General features: G+C 36.3%; 13 protein-coding genes. 2 read left to right on the forward strand and 11 right to left on the reverse strand.

The window, feature by feature from the left end; all coding sequences use genetic code 11:
- Nucleotides 1-23: 23 nt before the first annotated feature.
- From miaB to mutY, 9 genes are all read right to left on the reverse strand, one after another.
- Nucleotides 24-1,457 carry a tRNA (N6-isopentenyl adenosine(37)-C2)-methylthiotransferase MiaB gene (miaB, locus tag PZ892_RS16015; protein ID WP_094257260.1) on the reverse strand — a complete coding sequence of 478 codons (1,434 nt, stop codon included), beginning with the start codon at nucleotides 1,455-1,457 and terminating at the stop codon, nucleotides 24-26.
- A gap of 147 nt (nucleotides 1,458-1,604) precedes the next feature.
- Nucleotides 1,605-2,300: an OmpA family protein gene (locus PZ892_RS16020; RefSeq protein WP_094257261.1), complete on the reverse strand. Its 696-nt coding sequence runs from the start codon at nucleotides 2,298-2,300 to the stop codon at nucleotides 1,605-1,607.
- 122 nt (nucleotides 2,301-2,422) lie between these two features.
- A complete protein-coding gene (locus tag PZ892_RS16025) occupies nucleotides 2,423-3,178 on the reverse strand; it encodes a hypothetical protein (protein WP_182499127.1) in 756 nt (251 codons plus the stop codon).
- Nucleotides 3,179-3,234: 56 nt separating this feature from the next.
- Complete coding sequence (locus PZ892_RS16030; protein ID WP_182499128.1) at nucleotides 3,235-3,636, reverse strand: hypothetical protein; 402 nt, start codon at nucleotides 3,634-3,636, stop codon at nucleotides 3,235-3,237.
- Nucleotides 3,637-5,046 carry a 23S rRNA (uracil(1939)-C(5))-methyltransferase RlmD gene (gene rlmD, locus PZ892_RS16035; RefSeq protein ID WP_182499129.1) on the reverse strand — a complete coding sequence of 470 codons (1,410 nt, stop codon included), beginning with the start codon at nucleotides 5,044-5,046 and terminating at the stop codon, nucleotides 3,637-3,639. It lies immediately after the preceding gene.
- 45 nt (nucleotides 5,047-5,091) lie between these two features.
- Entirely contained in the window at nucleotides 5,092-5,673 is a 582-nt protein-coding gene (locus PZ892_RS16040; RefSeq protein WP_094257478.1) for a TetR/AcrR family transcriptional regulator, read from the reverse strand.
- Between the two features lie 91 nt (nucleotides 5,674-5,764).
- Complete coding sequence (gene pheS / locus PZ892_RS16045; protein ID WP_182499130.1) at nucleotides 5,765-6,805, reverse strand: phenylalanine--tRNA ligase subunit alpha; 1,041 nt, start codon at nucleotides 6,803-6,805, stop codon at nucleotides 5,765-5,767.
- Between the two features lie 61 nt (nucleotides 6,806-6,866).
- Entirely contained in the window at nucleotides 6,867-7,319 is a 453-nt protein-coding gene (locus PZ892_RS16050; protein ID WP_094280683.1) for a single-stranded DNA-binding protein, read from the reverse strand.
- Nucleotides 7,320-7,344: 25 nt separating this feature from the next.
- Nucleotides 7,345-8,388: an A/G-specific adenine glycosylase gene (gene mutY / locus PZ892_RS16055; protein WP_182499131.1), complete on the reverse strand. Its 1,044-nt coding sequence runs from the start codon at nucleotides 8,386-8,388 to the stop codon at nucleotides 7,345-7,347.
- A 128-nt stretch (nucleotides 8,389-8,516) separates the two neighbouring features.
- On the opposite strand from mutY, the gene PZ892_RS16060 reads away from it, so the two are divergent.
- Nucleotides 8,517-9,377 carry a M23 family metallopeptidase gene (locus PZ892_RS16060; RefSeq protein ID WP_094257268.1) on the forward strand — a complete coding sequence of 287 codons (861 nt, stop codon included), beginning with the start codon at nucleotides 8,517-8,519 and terminating at the stop codon, nucleotides 9,375-9,377.
- Nucleotides 9,378-9,422: 45 nt separating this feature from the next.
- Here the strand turns inward: PZ892_RS16060 and PZ892_RS16065 are convergent, their stop codons facing one another.
- Nucleotides 9,423-10,952 (reverse strand): sulfatase, encoded by a 1,530-nt coding sequence (locus PZ892_RS16065; protein ID WP_182499132.1) that lies wholly within the window; start codon nucleotides 10,950-10,952, stop codon nucleotides 9,423-9,425.
- A gap of 14 nt (nucleotides 10,953-10,966) precedes the next feature.
- A complete protein-coding gene (locus PZ892_RS16070; protein ID WP_182499133.1) occupies nucleotides 10,967-12,490 on the reverse strand; it encodes a sulfatase in 1,524 nt (507 codons plus the stop codon).
- A gap of 127 nt (nucleotides 12,491-12,617) precedes the next feature.
- On the opposite strand from PZ892_RS16070, the gene PZ892_RS16075 reads away from it, so the two are divergent.
- Nucleotides 12,618-14,015, forward strand: a complete 1,398-nt coding sequence (locus tag PZ892_RS16075) for a WG repeat-containing protein (protein ID WP_277711538.1) — start codon at nucleotides 12,618-12,620, stop codon at nucleotides 14,013-14,015.
- Nucleotides 14,016-14,022 lie beyond the last annotated feature (7 nt).

Here is a 14,022-nt window from a genome sequence, read left to right on the forward strand (position 1 = left end):
AATATTTAGTGTTATGATTAATATTAATCAACTATCTTTCCGATTAATGTTGCAGATGTACAAGTTTCACCAAGTACATTAACATAATCTCCAACTTTATAGCGTTCGTCTACCGGGAAAACAACCATTGTATTTTGGTCATTTCTTCCACAGAAGTCCTTATCTGAACGTTTAGAAGTTCCTTCAATTAATACTTTATGAACTTTACCAACAAAATTTTCAATTCTATATAGACTATGTTCTCTTTGTAAATCTACCACTTCCGTAAGTCTACGTTTTTTTACTTCTTCAGGAATATCATCTTCATACCGTTTGGCAGCAAGGGTACCTGGACGTTCTGAATAAGCGAACATATAAGCGAAGTCGTATTTCACATAATCCATCATGGATAATGTTTCCTGATGTTCTTCTTCTGTTTCGGTACAGAATCCAGTTATAACATCTGTAGAAATACCACATTCAGGAATAATACGACGAATTGCATCAACGCGATCTTTATACCATTCCCTATCGTAAGTTCTATTCATCAATTCCAATACTCTGGAGTTACCCGATTGCACCGGTAGGTGAATATATTTACAGATATTTTCATATTTCGCCATAGTATGAAGGACTTCATCGGTGATATCTTTCGGATGAGAAGTAGAGAATCTAATTCTCAATTCAGGGCTCACCTCAGCCACTAAGGCTAGTAATTGCGCGAAATTAATGGAAGGCTTAGGTTCTTCTCCTTCAGCTACGGGAGCTGAATATTTATATGAATCGACATTTTGCCCTAACAAGGTTACTTCCTTATAGCCAGCATTAAATAAGTCTTGTGCTTCTTTGACGATGGATTCAGCATCACGGCTTCTCTCTCTACCACGAGTGAAAGGAACAACACAGAAAGAACACATGTTATCACATCCGCGCATAATAGAAATAAATGCAGAGATACCGTTTGAATTTAATCTAACAGGGCTAATATCTGCATAAGTTTCTTCACGGGATAGCAATACATTCACAGCACGACCACCTTCATCTACTTTATCAATCAGATTAGGAAGGTCACGGTATGCATCTGGTCCGACAACAACATCTACCAACTTCTCTTCTTCCAAGAACTTAGCTTTCAATCGTTCTGCCATACATCCCAAAACGCCTACGACCATTCCTGGATTTTTGGCTTTTGCGGATTCAAATTCTTTCAATCTATTTCTAACACGCTGTTCGGCATTTTCACGGATGGAACAAGTATTAATAAAAACCACATCGGCTTCTTTATAATCCTTTGTTGTTTCAAAGCCTTTCTCAATCAGAATAGAAGCAACAATCTCGCTATCGGAGAAGTTCATCTGACATCCGTAACTTTCAATATATAGTTTACGACCGGTAGATTGTCCAGTCGGAATCATATCCAGTGCCTCACCCTGACGGGATTCATCGTGTGTTTTTGTTGTATGCGATAACTCTAACATAGTCAATTTTCAAAGACTACAAAGTTAGTAATTATCTATTAAACAAATGACAGTTTGTCAGCAGTTGTATAAAATTTAACAAAACTTTTGAAAAAAGAATAGGGGTTCCAAAAATTTGGAACCCCTATTCGAATATTTCTAGAAGTCTTATTGACCTGCTTCTTGTTTCGCTTCTTCTTGCATTTTTTTGTTAGCAACAATAACGATTTCTACACGACGGTTTTCTGCTCTACCTGCGTCAGTATCATTAGATGCGATAGGTTCAGAATAGTTTTTACCTTCGGTTTTAATACGGCTACCTGCTAATCCTTTAGAAACTGCGAAGGATTTTACTGATGCTGCACGACCATCTGATACTTTTTGGTTAGCTTGTAAAGTACCAATATTATCAGTGTGACCCAATACAAGGATATCAGTATTTGGTTCTTTATTTAATGTTTCCACCAATTTTGCGATATTTTCTTTCGCAGAAGGTTTTAAAGCAGTACTATTGAAGTCGAATAAAATTCCTGAATCGAATTTCACCAAGATACCTTCACCTACTTGCTCTACTTCAGCACCGGCTACAGTATTTTCAATTTCTTTGGCTTGTTTATCCATTTTTTTACCGATCAATGTACCTGCAGCGCCACCAATTACGGCACCTGCGATAGCACCTACTGCAGTATTACCTGCTTTACCACCGATTAATGCACCGATTGCACCACCAGCTGCAGTACCTACTACGGCACCTTTTGTTGTGTTACTAGTATTTTGAATGGTTGAACAGCTAGCAAATAACATAGCTGATGTTGCTACTGTCAATCCATAAACCGCTAGTCTTTTATTCATTTTCATAATCAAATTGTTTATCTTTTACTCTTATATTAACTAATTGTCTAACTAATAGAACTGTTATTTGCAAAGCCAATGCCAAAAGCTTTTTCCGCTACGATACAAGTTATAACAAATTAATTATCAGCAGTTTATTTTTCTTGCGGAGGAATTTCTAGTTTCGGCAAACGTTGTGATTTTGGGCGTCCTTGGGCATTCCATGTTTTATATGAGGAATTAATATAATTCATCAAATCATATTGTCCCCATCTTTCTGCGGTAGCATAAGAAGGTCTATAGATATCCATAAAGGATTGCAATTCTTCACCTTCGAGTTTGGTGATCTTAGAAACAATGGTTTTATTAAAAATTCGATCCACCTTGGTTTCTTCAAGTTCCTGATTCATGAATTTTTCAAAGCGCTTTGCGTTCTTTGCTTCCTTACCAAAGAGATTGTAAAGAGCTGTTGCAGGGCTGGAGATATAGGTTCCAAACTTATTTTGTCCCCCATTATATACGCCTTTACTTTCGTAGTCTTCCAACATTTCCTTCATCTCCATTTCTTTGGTACTTCTGGTTACCACGACGGTTTCAATCCTATTACCAGCTTGAAGATCTAATAAAATATCTTCTAAAGTATTGATTCTAGTTTTGATTGGTCCGTAACCGACCTTACTTACAGAAAGGGTATCACCAACATTTACCTCGATATTAAATACGCCATAAGAGTTGGTTCTCACCGTTTGTTTAGTCCTTTGGTTGACTACATTCGCATCACTAATCCTAGTGCTTGTCCCTTTCTCAAGAACTAATCCAGAGACTATATTATCTTGGTCCTGAGCATGTGCAGCAAGCGTCAGGAAAAAGAAAGAACATAGTAGGGCAATATATTTTACTTTATTATACATCCAATTTTAAAGGTAATAATACTTTTGACTAGGAAATGTTAAAAAGTTTTAAATCACTAGTTGTTATAAGGATAAAAAACGAAGTTAGCTCCTTCCGGAACGACTACAAATAGACACATGAAGTCATTTGCGGGTTTAAAATTTTTCTCAAAAAACTCCTTTTTATCCTCTTTTATGATACCTCTTTCCACAAATTCTTCGAGAGAACTTGCTTGAATGCTCCACTGGGTGTTTAATTCATCTCTATCCAAGATCATTTCACCCAAATCCACTGTTAATTGGTGAGCGACAAAAATTGGATACAAGGTATAACCTTCAGCCATCATTTCTGAAGATACTTCTTGAATGGACTCCTTATAGAAATCTAGATCCTTTTTTAAACTCACTAATGGACTTTGTCCTTTACCTTGTTTTCCTTCTTCTTCGGGTCCTTTATTTAAGAGTTCTTGTAAATCCATTTATTTCTTTAATTTTAATAGTACTACATTTTCAACGTGTTGAGTATGCGGGAACATGTCTACCGGTTTAATCCTCACTACCTCATACTTCGTGGTTAAACTTTCCAAATCGCGTGCCTGAGTTGCAGCATTACAACTTACATAGACTACTTTATCACTTTCCATTTCCAAGATACGCTGAACAACATCTGGGTGCATACCTGCTCTTGGAGGGTCAGTGATAACCACATCAGGTTTTCCATGTTCTTGGATAAAATCTGCTGTTAATACATCCTTCATATCACCGGCATAAAATTTAGTGTTATGGATGTTATTGGTCTGGGAGTTTATTTTGGCATCCTCAATTGCTGTCGGTACATACTCCACTCCGATTACTTCACGAGCTGATCGAGCCACGAAATTTGCAATTGTACCAGCCCCAGTGTATAAGTCATATACTAATTCATCCCCTTTCAGATCGGCAAATTCACGAGTAATCTTATACAGTTCATAAGCTTGTTTTGAATTGGTTTGATAGAAAGACTTCGGACCTACTTTAAACTTCAAGCCTTCCATCTCTTCATAGATAAAATCACGACCAGCATAAACATGGATATCCTGATCAAAGATGGTATCATTTCTTTTTTGATTGATAATATATAATAGGGATGTAATTTCAGGGAATTTGTCTTTAATATAGGACATCAACAAATCGACTTGCCCTTCTTCAGGATAAGCAAAAACGACAATTACCATCAATTCGCCTGTTGAAGAGGTTCTGATGATTAGATTACGAAGGGCACCTTCGTGATCACGCAAATCATAAAAGGACATGAAGTTTTCCTTAGCGTAATCGAAAATACTGTTTCTAATATCGTTTGATGGGGCTTGCTGTAGGAAACAATGGTCAATCGTCAGGATTTTATCAAAGCGACCTGGAACATGGAAGCCTAATGCATCCATGGAATCACCGGGTTCAACTTCATCCAAACTTGTTAACCACCGTTTATTAGAGAAGGTATATTCTAATTTATTTCTATAATATTCAGTTTGTGCTGAACCTAGAATTGGTTCCATGGAAGATACATCCACTTTCCCAATACGGGACAAGGCATTACCTACATACTGTTCTTTAAATTTTAATTGGGAATCATAGGTCATATGTTGCCATTTACAACCTCCACATACTCCAAAGTGAGCACAGAACGGATCGATGCGATATTCAGAAGCAACTTTTACTTCGGCAATTTTACCTTCTGCAAAATTCTTCTTCTTACGCATCAGTTCCACATCGACGATATCGCCGGGTACAGCACGTTCGATAAACAACACTAAGTTATCATGTTTGGCAACTCCCTTGCCCTCTTCCGCGATGTCAATCACTTCGACATTGGAAATAAACTTCTTATCCTGAGGTATTCTTCTTCCCATATTGGCGCAAAAATACGGAAAAAATTAATAGAAGGTAGCTAGATGCTATCTACTCTCCAATAAAGTTGCTTCCACAAGATAAGGGAGCATTTCTTTTTGGAAGGAAATAAAATTTTTACGGACATCAGCCTCAGAGACAGCGGTGAAAGCGAATGAGAAAACGATATTTTTGGAAGTTTTAATAAGGAAGGTTAATCTTTCTTCAGGAATCATGCTGGCAATGGTTTCATTTTGCATAAAGGAGCGCAATAAAAGAAATTCCAGGTCATCGGAAAGGAGTTTTAAGTATTCCTGCGCATTGACAGATTCACGGATAAATTCCCAGCCAACAAATTCATTACAGACGGTATAAGTTACGCGGCTGACCCTAAGAATGGTATTTGCGAGAAATAATGCCAGGTCTTTTTCTTTAACATTTTTATTCAGAATATCATATACATTATCCTGGATATAATCCATCAGGACTTCGTGTAATATTAATTCTTTACTGGCAAAATGTTTATAGAAGGTAGCTTTGGCGATGGAAGCGTTTTTTGCTAGCTCATTTACGCTAGTTTTATTATAGCCATATTTTCTAAATAGATCTCTTGCGGATTTCTTTATAGCTATGACAATTTTATCTTCCATGCAAGGCAAGTTTTGAATTTGGGATTCAACTAGTAATTTATAGATTCCACCCAAATAATCTGGTATTCGGGTGGAATATTAACCAATTGGTTTAAATAATTTCTGTTTCAAACTGAGATAAGAATCGGACATCGTTTTCTGAGAACAAACGAAGGTCACGGATTTCATATTTAAGGTTTGTGATTCTTTCGATTCCCATTCCGAATGCAAAACCGGAGTATTTTTTACTATCAATACCACAGTTATCCAATACGTTAGGATCGACCATACCACAACCTAGAATTTCAACCCATCCAGAGTATTTACACATTTGACAGCCTGCACCTTTACAGATTGTACAAGAAATATCCATTTCTGCGGAAGGTTCAGTAAACGGGAAATACGATGGGCGGAATCTTACCTTAGTATCTTCACCATATAATTCTTTCACGAAGTGATAAAGGGTTTGTTTTAAGTCAGCGAATGAAACATTTTCATCCACATACAAACCTTCAATCTGATGGAAGAAGCAATGGGCTCTAGCCGAAATAGCTTCGTTACGATATACTCTTCCAGGCATAATCGCACGGAAGGGCGGTTTTCCGGCTTCCATTAATCTTACTTGTACGGAAGAAGTATGCGTCCGTAATACCATTTCATTACCATCTTGTTTTTTGATAAAGAAGGTATCTTGCATATCTCTTGCAGGATGTTCAGGCGCAAAGTTCAATGCTGAAAAGTTATGCCAATCGTCTTCGATTTCGTTTCCTTCAGCCACGACAAACCCTAATTTCTTAAAAATCTCAACGATTTCTTTTCTAACTAGCGAAAGAGGGTGTCTAGAGCCTAAGGAAAATCCTTGTCCAGGCAATGTTAAATCACCTTCAGCATTAGCGGTTTGACCTTCATTTTGATTTGAGAATTTCTCAGAAGCATCTTTAAATGTATTTTCAGCTAACTGCTTAAATTCATTTAATACTTTTCCTAGTACTCTCTTTTCATCAGAGGATACGGTTTTAAATTCTTCAAAAAGGTTTTTCAAGATGCCTTTCGACACTAGAAACTTCAACCTAAATGCTTCAACTTCTTGAGCTGAACTTGGGGCAAATGCCTTAATCTCTTCAGTATACTGCGTTATCTTATCTTGCAACATGTGTCAAAGATACAGCAATTTTAAAAAATAAATGAAATGGTACAGTATTTAATTAGGTAGATTAAAAAGGTAGACCATCATTATCGTCATCGTTTTCTGTAAAGTCGACGGTTTGTTCTTTTGAATCCGGGTTAACAGGACCTGCGGCAGTATTCGTTTGTTGAGGATTTTGCGGCTCAAAATCCGAGCGTCGCCCTAATAAATTAAAACTTTCCGCTACGATTTCGGTGGTATATCGACGGATTCCCTCTTTATCTTCATAGGAACGGGTTCTCAATTTCCCTTCGATATAGACCAATTTACCTTTGCTGAGGTATTTTACAGCAACATCTGCCAAACCACGCCACAACACGATATTGTGCCATTCAGTTTGCTCTACACGACGTCCATCCTTGTTGAAAGTCTCCGATGTTGCTAATGGAAAACTGGCAACACTTACATTTCCTTCTAAATAGCGGATTTCTGGATCCTTACCAAGATGACCAACTAAAATAACTTTATTTACTCCTGACATACAATAATTTAGGATTTAGTGAGCACTAAAAATAATGTTCCACAAAGGAACTAATCAGTTTATGTTTAGCTAATGTATCTAATTTTTCTAATATAAAATAATTCCAATGGGATTTTTTGGGCAATTTAGAGGCGTTGATTTCCAGCTTATAAAACCTTGCATATATGTTCTGATGGCTTAGAATATGCTTTATTTGTCCTTTAATCTGCGTTGGAACAGATAATCCGAAGTCTTTCTGAAATTCTTCCATTTGTACCAATTCCGCTACATTCAAATCAGCATCACTTTCGATCATTGGGAATTCGAACAAATTTGCCCACACATCACCTTCAGAACGCTGGGACATCAGTACGGCTCCATCATGTTCAATTATAAAATAATGAAAGAATCGGTCTTTACTCTTTTTACCTTTTATTTTTGCGGGGAGCACATTGACTAAACCACTTTCATAAGCTCTACAGTCTATCCTTAATACACATTCAGCGCAGTTAGGATTTTTTGGTTTACATTGAAGAGAACCAAAATCCATGATCGCCTGATTATATTCTGCGGGCTGATTCCGATCGAGCATTTCCTCCGCTAATTTGGAGAAGATCTTTTTACCTGAGGAACTATTAATAGGTTCTTCAATGCCAAAATATCGGGCTAAAACGCGGAAGACATTACCATCTAAAACAGCATGGGCATGGTTACTAGAGAAGGATGAAATTGCAGCAGCAGTATACTCTCCTACTCCCGGCAGCTTTAATAGCGACTGATAATCAGTAGGAAACTTAGCATTATGCAGCTCTAACACTTGCTTACTAGCCTTATGCATATTTCTGGCTCTGGAATAATAACCCAGTCCTTGCCAAAGTCTCAAGATCTCAGCTTCTTCTGCATTTGCAAATTTTGTTACATTCGGGTAAGTTTCTAAAAACCGAAAAAAATAAGGCATTCCTTGTTCAACTCTTGTCTGTTGAAGGATAATTTCTGATAACCAAATTACATAGGGATTCTTAGTCTCACGCCATGGTAGTGCTCTTTTATGCTCAGCATACCAGTTGAGTATACGTTCCGAAAATGACATAATACAAAGATGATGATTTTGTAGCTTTCCAACTCTCAAATAGTTATAAAATGTTAAATTTTCTTGCAATTATTTTAACATCTTCTATTTTTACGCCCGGCTAACATAAAGTGGGAGAGTAAAATACTATGACAAAAAAGAAGACTGCCGTTGAAATTCTAGACTCAAACGGCGATTCGAATTTGAAGATTCAAATTCCAACTATTGTTTTAAAGAACTGGAAATATATCCTAGCTGGAGGGATCTTCTGTATTTGTTTAATATGTGCAACTATTGTCTATGTTGCTACAAAAACAACAAGCGATCATTACGAGGAACAGTTAACAAAAAAGATTGAGGCATTGGAAGAAGCGAGACAAAATCTAGCTTTAGAAGAGGCGTCCAACCAATTAAGTACTGTTCAAATACAAAAATCATTTGATGCTATTGATAGTGCAGTAAACCAAATTAATGCCAAAATGCGCAAAAGAGGTTTAAAAGAATTTGCACCGAAGCTAAAAAATGCTGGTGGACCTGTTGAGGAAGAGGTTAATTTACCTGAATTAATCAAATACTATGAGGCAACTGTAAAGAGATTAGATAAAAAATTAGAAGGTGTTCCATTGGGCACTCCGCATAGTGGAAAGATCACATCGAGATTTGGATACCGCAGAAATCCATTTACCAATAGAGGTATTGAGATGCATTCAGGAATTGATATCAGCGGAAGAACTGGCGAGCCTATTACTGCAACCGCAGCTGGAAAAGTAGTATTTTCAGGTTATAAGGGTCAGTACGGGAAAGTTGTGATTGTAGAACATACCAATGGATGGGAAACGAGATATGCTCACCTTTCGAGCACAAAAGTAAAAAAGGGACAGAAGGTAGAAGCTGGACAATTAGTTGGAAAGCTAGGGAGTACCGGAAGATCTACAGGCCCGCATTTGCACTATGAATTACTGAGCTATGGTAGAAAGATCAATCCTGAAAAAACATTGATCTTTAACTAAAGAGAATAAAAAAACCTTTCTGAAAACAGAAAGGTTTTTTTATGTCTACTGATTTGCTAAGATTGCTTTTGCATCTTCATCTTCTAAACGGTCTATTTCTTGCTTTAGAGTTTTTTCTAATCTTTGTTGAATTTTCTTGTATTTGGGCTCTCCATAAATATTCTTTAATTCTCTAGGATCTTTTTTCATATCGAATAACTCCCATCCATCTACTCTTTTATAGAAACGAATCAATTTATATCGACCATCACTTACTCCAAAATGTGGAGATACGGCATGTTCACCGTTTTCATAATAATGGTAATAGATTTGGTCTTGAATATCTTTTTTCTTTCCATTCAATAAGCTCAAGAAAGATTTACCTTGCATATCTTGTGGCACTTTAATTCCACTAAGTTCTAAAAACGTTGGTCCAATATCCACGTTGGAAACCATTCCATTAATTTTAGAATTAGGTTTGATCAAGCCTGGCATTTTCATCAACATCGGTGTACGGAAAGATTCTTCATACATAAATCTTTTATCAAACCATCCATGTTCACCCATATAGAAACCTTGATCGGATAAGTAAAGGACCAAAGTATTATCTTCTAAATTATTTTCTTTCAAATAATCCAATAACTTTCCAATATTTCTATCCATTGACTCAGCAGTATTAAGGTAATCAACCATATAGCGGTGGTATTTCCATTCAGCTAAAGCTTTTCCAGAAAGGTTAGATTTTTTTAATTCTTCATAAATTGGTTTATAATAATCAACGTAAGCTTGAAATTGCTGGTCGGTCATTCTTGAGAAGTTCCCATCAGCGCGCATTTTTTCGATATTTTCGAACATCTTCAAATCATAGCCCATTTGCATATCCTTGTCAATACTCATTTCTTGCAGAGCTGCTGCTTTTCTCGTGGCATAATCATCAAAGAATGTTTCAGGCAGTGGGATTGTTTTACTATCATTCTTACCAAAATCTTCAATAGCAGGCATCCAGGTTCTATGGGTATTTTTATGGCCAATGATTAAACAGAAAGGTTCTTCTTTATTTTGATCCTTTAACCAATTCAGAGCTTTATCAGTAACTAAATCTGCCACATAACCTTGTTCTCTTGCTACCACTTCTTTTTCACCTTCTTTACTGGAAATAAAATCAGGATTAAAATAATGTCCTTGACCAGTTAGGATGCTATAGTAGTCAAAACCTTGCAACTGTCTTCCCAAATGAATTTTTCCGATCCAAGCTGTTTTGTATCCGTTGTTGTGCAATTCTTTAACAAATGAATTCTGTCCATGGTTAAAGTTAGAGGTTTCATTATCCTTAAAGCCATTCTTATTACTGTATTTTCCAGTCAATAAACTAGCCCGACTTGGTCCACAAATAGAATTCGTGACATAACCTTTGGTAAACAGGGCTCCTTCCTTGGCTATTCGGTCCAGATTTGGAGTATGTGCAATTTTGGAACCATAGGCACCTATTGTTTGATAGGAATGGTCATCGGAAATAATGACTACAATGTTTGGCTTCTTTTGAGCCTGAGAAATTAAGCTAATTAAGCAAAAACAAATAATTGTTAGTATGCGCATGATAATATTTAAGTTTAGGAAGCCTCAAATATACGCAATGCTTCGGAATCATCTTGTTTTACAATTTCATCTTTCAACATTTTCATCATTTCCTTTTGTTTCTCGGCGTATTTAGGATTGTCGAAGACGTTTCTCATTTCTTGAGGATCTTTACTCAGGTCATAAAGTTCCCAAGAGTTCACTTTATTATAGAAACGGAACAGTTTATAACGACCGTCGCTGACTCCAAAATGTGGAGTTACATTATGCACCCCATCTTCATAATAATGGTAATAAAGGTCTTTTCGAACACCTTTCTGACCATGTATAATTGGAGTAAAGGATTGACCTTGAACATCCTCAGGCACAGATACCCCTGCCAACTCCAATAAAGTTGGAGCAATATCTATAGTCATCAATAGATCATTGACTTTTCTTGATTTCTTAATTTCTTTTGGGAACCTCATCATCATTGGTGTTCTAAAGGATTCTTCATACATAAATCGTTTATCAAACCATCCATGTTCTCCCATATAGAACCCTTGATCAGACATATAAATCACGATGGTATTTTCTGTCAAGTTGTTTTGGTCCAAATAGTCCAGAACTTTCCCAATGTTTCGGTCCATTGACTCTGCGGTATTGAGGTAATCGGTCATATAGCGTTGAAATTTCCATTCTGCCAATTTTTTAGGATCAGAAAGGTCTCTGCTATTAAAATCCTCCTTTACTTTCGCGTAGTAATTTCTATATTTCTCACGATCAGATTCATCCATTCTAAAGAAATTGGATTCTTTCATCCATTCTTCATCGTTCTTAAACATTTTAAGGTCGTAGGTTAGCAACATATCCTTACTGACCTGCATTTCTTGAATTTTTGCGGCTTCTCTTCCGACGTAATTATCATAGAAATTTTTAGGTATTTTAAATTTTTTATGGTCATTTTTACCAAAATCCTGAGGGTCAGGATCCCATTCTCGGTGGGTAGCTTTATGGCCAAGAATCAGACAAAAAGGTTTTTCCTTATTTAAGGTATTCATCCAATTAAGGGCTTTATTGGTTACAATATCGGATACATAGCCATTTTCACGGATCATAGTTCCATTTTGATTTTTGAAGTCAGGGTTGAAGTAATGGCCTTGATTGATCAAAATATCGTAGTAATCAAAGCCTTCTAAGGTATCCCCTAAATGTTGTTTTCCTATCCAGGATGTAGTATATCCGGCTTTATGCAACTCTTTAATAAATGAATTTTGGCTATGGTCGAAGTGGGAGTTTTCATTTTCCTTATACCCATTTTTATGGCTATACTTTCCAGTCAATAAACTTGCTCGACTCGGCCCGCATAGGGAATTATTCACGTAGGAGCGGTTGAAAAGCAGTCCTTCATTCGCAATGCGATCGATATTTGGGGTATGGCCATATTTAGATCCATAAGCAGAAATACTTTGGAAAGAATGGTCATCCGAAACAATAATTATGATATTTGGGGATTTTTGTCCCAGTGCTGATGAAATCCCGATGCAGAATAACAAGAAGTAGGTCAAGTATTTAATCATAAATAAATATACAAAATCCATCCTTAATACTTGTAGGTAAAAAATATTGGAAATTAGCATAAAATATTAGCCCTTGATATTTGAGGAATCAATAAAAATGAGGACTTTTGCGTAATAATTTCATTACATGAAAAAGATTTTCACCTTCATTTTTACAGCTTGTTTATTCCAGATTTCATTTGCACAACAAGAGATTAATAAGATCGATTACAGCATCTCAATCGAAGAATCCTTCAAGGAAAAATTAAAAGAATTAGAGGCTAACGAGACAGATCCTTCAGATTTATTCAGGACAATCCTTGAAGACATGGAGGGTGAAATTGTATTAGAAGCATGGATTGGAAAAAGCGCTAATAAAATTAAGTCAAATTTATTTCAAGATTGGGTTTATATGCGCGATACAGAGGCAAAAACCTTATTCCGAATAGATACCACTACCAAACGCTATTCTGAGATGGACTATTTACCAGAGAATATTGAGGAATATCCAATTACCTTCAAATCTGAGGAGAGTGCGACTATCTTAGGCTTTCCATGTAAATTGGCCGTTATAGAAATTTTTTCAGAGGATTCTTCTGATGAATCTGGAAAGGTAGAAATATGGTACACTGAAAAGATACCACAAATTTTTTGGGGGAATTATCAATATCTGAATCAAATTCCTGGGGCAGCATTAAAGATTTCGACGCAAGGGGTTGCATTTTATGCCAAGAATATTGAGAAGTTGAAGGTTTCAAATGATTATTTTCAAGTTCCAAAAAACTACAGTATCGTAGCAGACCTAGATCCTATTGATTACAGACCTGAGAACATTGAATTAGGGGAAGACATGGTCGCTTATTACGATTCCATCAGTTTTTTATATGGCTTGAAGACTATTTCTGGAGATATCATTACTGAACCAAATTTTTTGAGCTTAACAGCCTTTAACGATGGAGTTTCTATTGCGATAGATGAAAGTAATACCTCCGCCTTGATCAATAAAAAAGGGAAAAACATAACGGAATATATCTACGATTTTATCACATATGATTCAGAATTGAACGCTTATATCTATTCAAAAGAAGATAAAATGACTGTGATGGATGAACATGGAAAAACCATCTGGTCCACTGAATTTGATAATATAAATCCATTTTCATCGCAATATGCTATTGTGAGCAATGGTGATAAATATGGCTTGGTTGATAAAACCGGAAAGATCATCGTTCCGTTGACCTACAGTAGTATTAGTTCCAACAATAGTAAATATTTTGTAGTAGAGGAAAATAACAAATCTGCCATCTATGAAATTATAGGAAATAAATTGGTTACAGATGCTTACAAGTTTTTATTTACCACTGAAATGGACGATGTGTTTTTAGCATCTTCGGATGGTGAAACCTATGGACTTATTAATTCAACAGGAAAGATTATCTTACCATTCGAATATGAATTAATTGATGTTTCAGGGGATGGACAAGTTTCGGTTGTTAAAACAGGAGAAACGGACGTAAAGACAATACATATAGATCCAAAAAAATAAAGGCAGA

The sequence above is a fragment of the Sphingobacterium sp. WM genome (assembly GCF_029542465.1).
Classification (GTDB): Bacteria; Bacteroidota; Bacteroidia; order Sphingobacteriales; family Sphingobacteriaceae; genus Sphingobacterium; species Sphingobacterium cellulitidis.

Coding starts and splice junctions, on each gene's coding strand:
- pheS (WP_182499130.1), bottom strand. CDS start 6,805: ATGTTGCAAGATAAGATAACGCAGTATACTGAAGAGATTAAGGCATTT.
- mutY (WP_182499131.1), bottom strand. CDS start 8,388: ATGTCATTTTCGGAACGTATACTCAACTGGTATGCTGAGCATAAAAGA.
- PZ892_RS16050 (WP_094280683.1), bottom strand. CDS start 7,319: ATGTCAGGAGTAAATAAAGTTATTTTAGTTGGTCATCTTGGTAAGGAT.
- PZ892_RS16075 (WP_277711538.1), top strand. CDS start 12,618: ATGAAAAAGATTTTCACCTTCATTTTTACAGCTTGTTTATTCCAGATT.
- PZ892_RS16030 (WP_182499128.1), bottom strand. CDS start 3,636: ATGGATTTACAAGAACTCTTAAATAAAGGACCCGAAGAAGAAGGAAAA.
- PZ892_RS16065 (WP_182499132.1), bottom strand. CDS start 10,952: ATGCGCATACTAACAATTATTTGTTTTTGCTTAATTAGCTTAATTTCT.
- miaB (WP_094257260.1), bottom strand. CDS start 1,457: ATGTTAGAGTTATCGCATACAACAAAAACACACGATGAATCCCGTCAG.
- rlmD (WP_182499129.1), bottom strand. CDS start 5,046: ATGGGAAGAAGAATACCTCAGGATAAGAAGTTTATTTCCAATGTCGAA.
- PZ892_RS16040 (WP_094257478.1), bottom strand. CDS start 5,673: ATGGAAGATAAAATTGTCATAGCTATAAAGAAATCCGCAAGAGATCTA.
- PZ892_RS16070 (WP_182499133.1), bottom strand. CDS start 12,490: ATGATTAAATACTTGACCTACTTCTTGTTATTCTGCATCGGGATTTCA.
- PZ892_RS16060 (WP_094257268.1), top strand. CDS start 8,517: ATGACAAAAAAGAAGACTGCCGTTGAAATTCTAGACTCAAACGGCGAT.
- PZ892_RS16025 (WP_182499127.1), bottom strand. CDS start 3,178: ATGTATAATAAAGTAAAATATATTGCCCTACTATGTTCTTTCTTTTTC.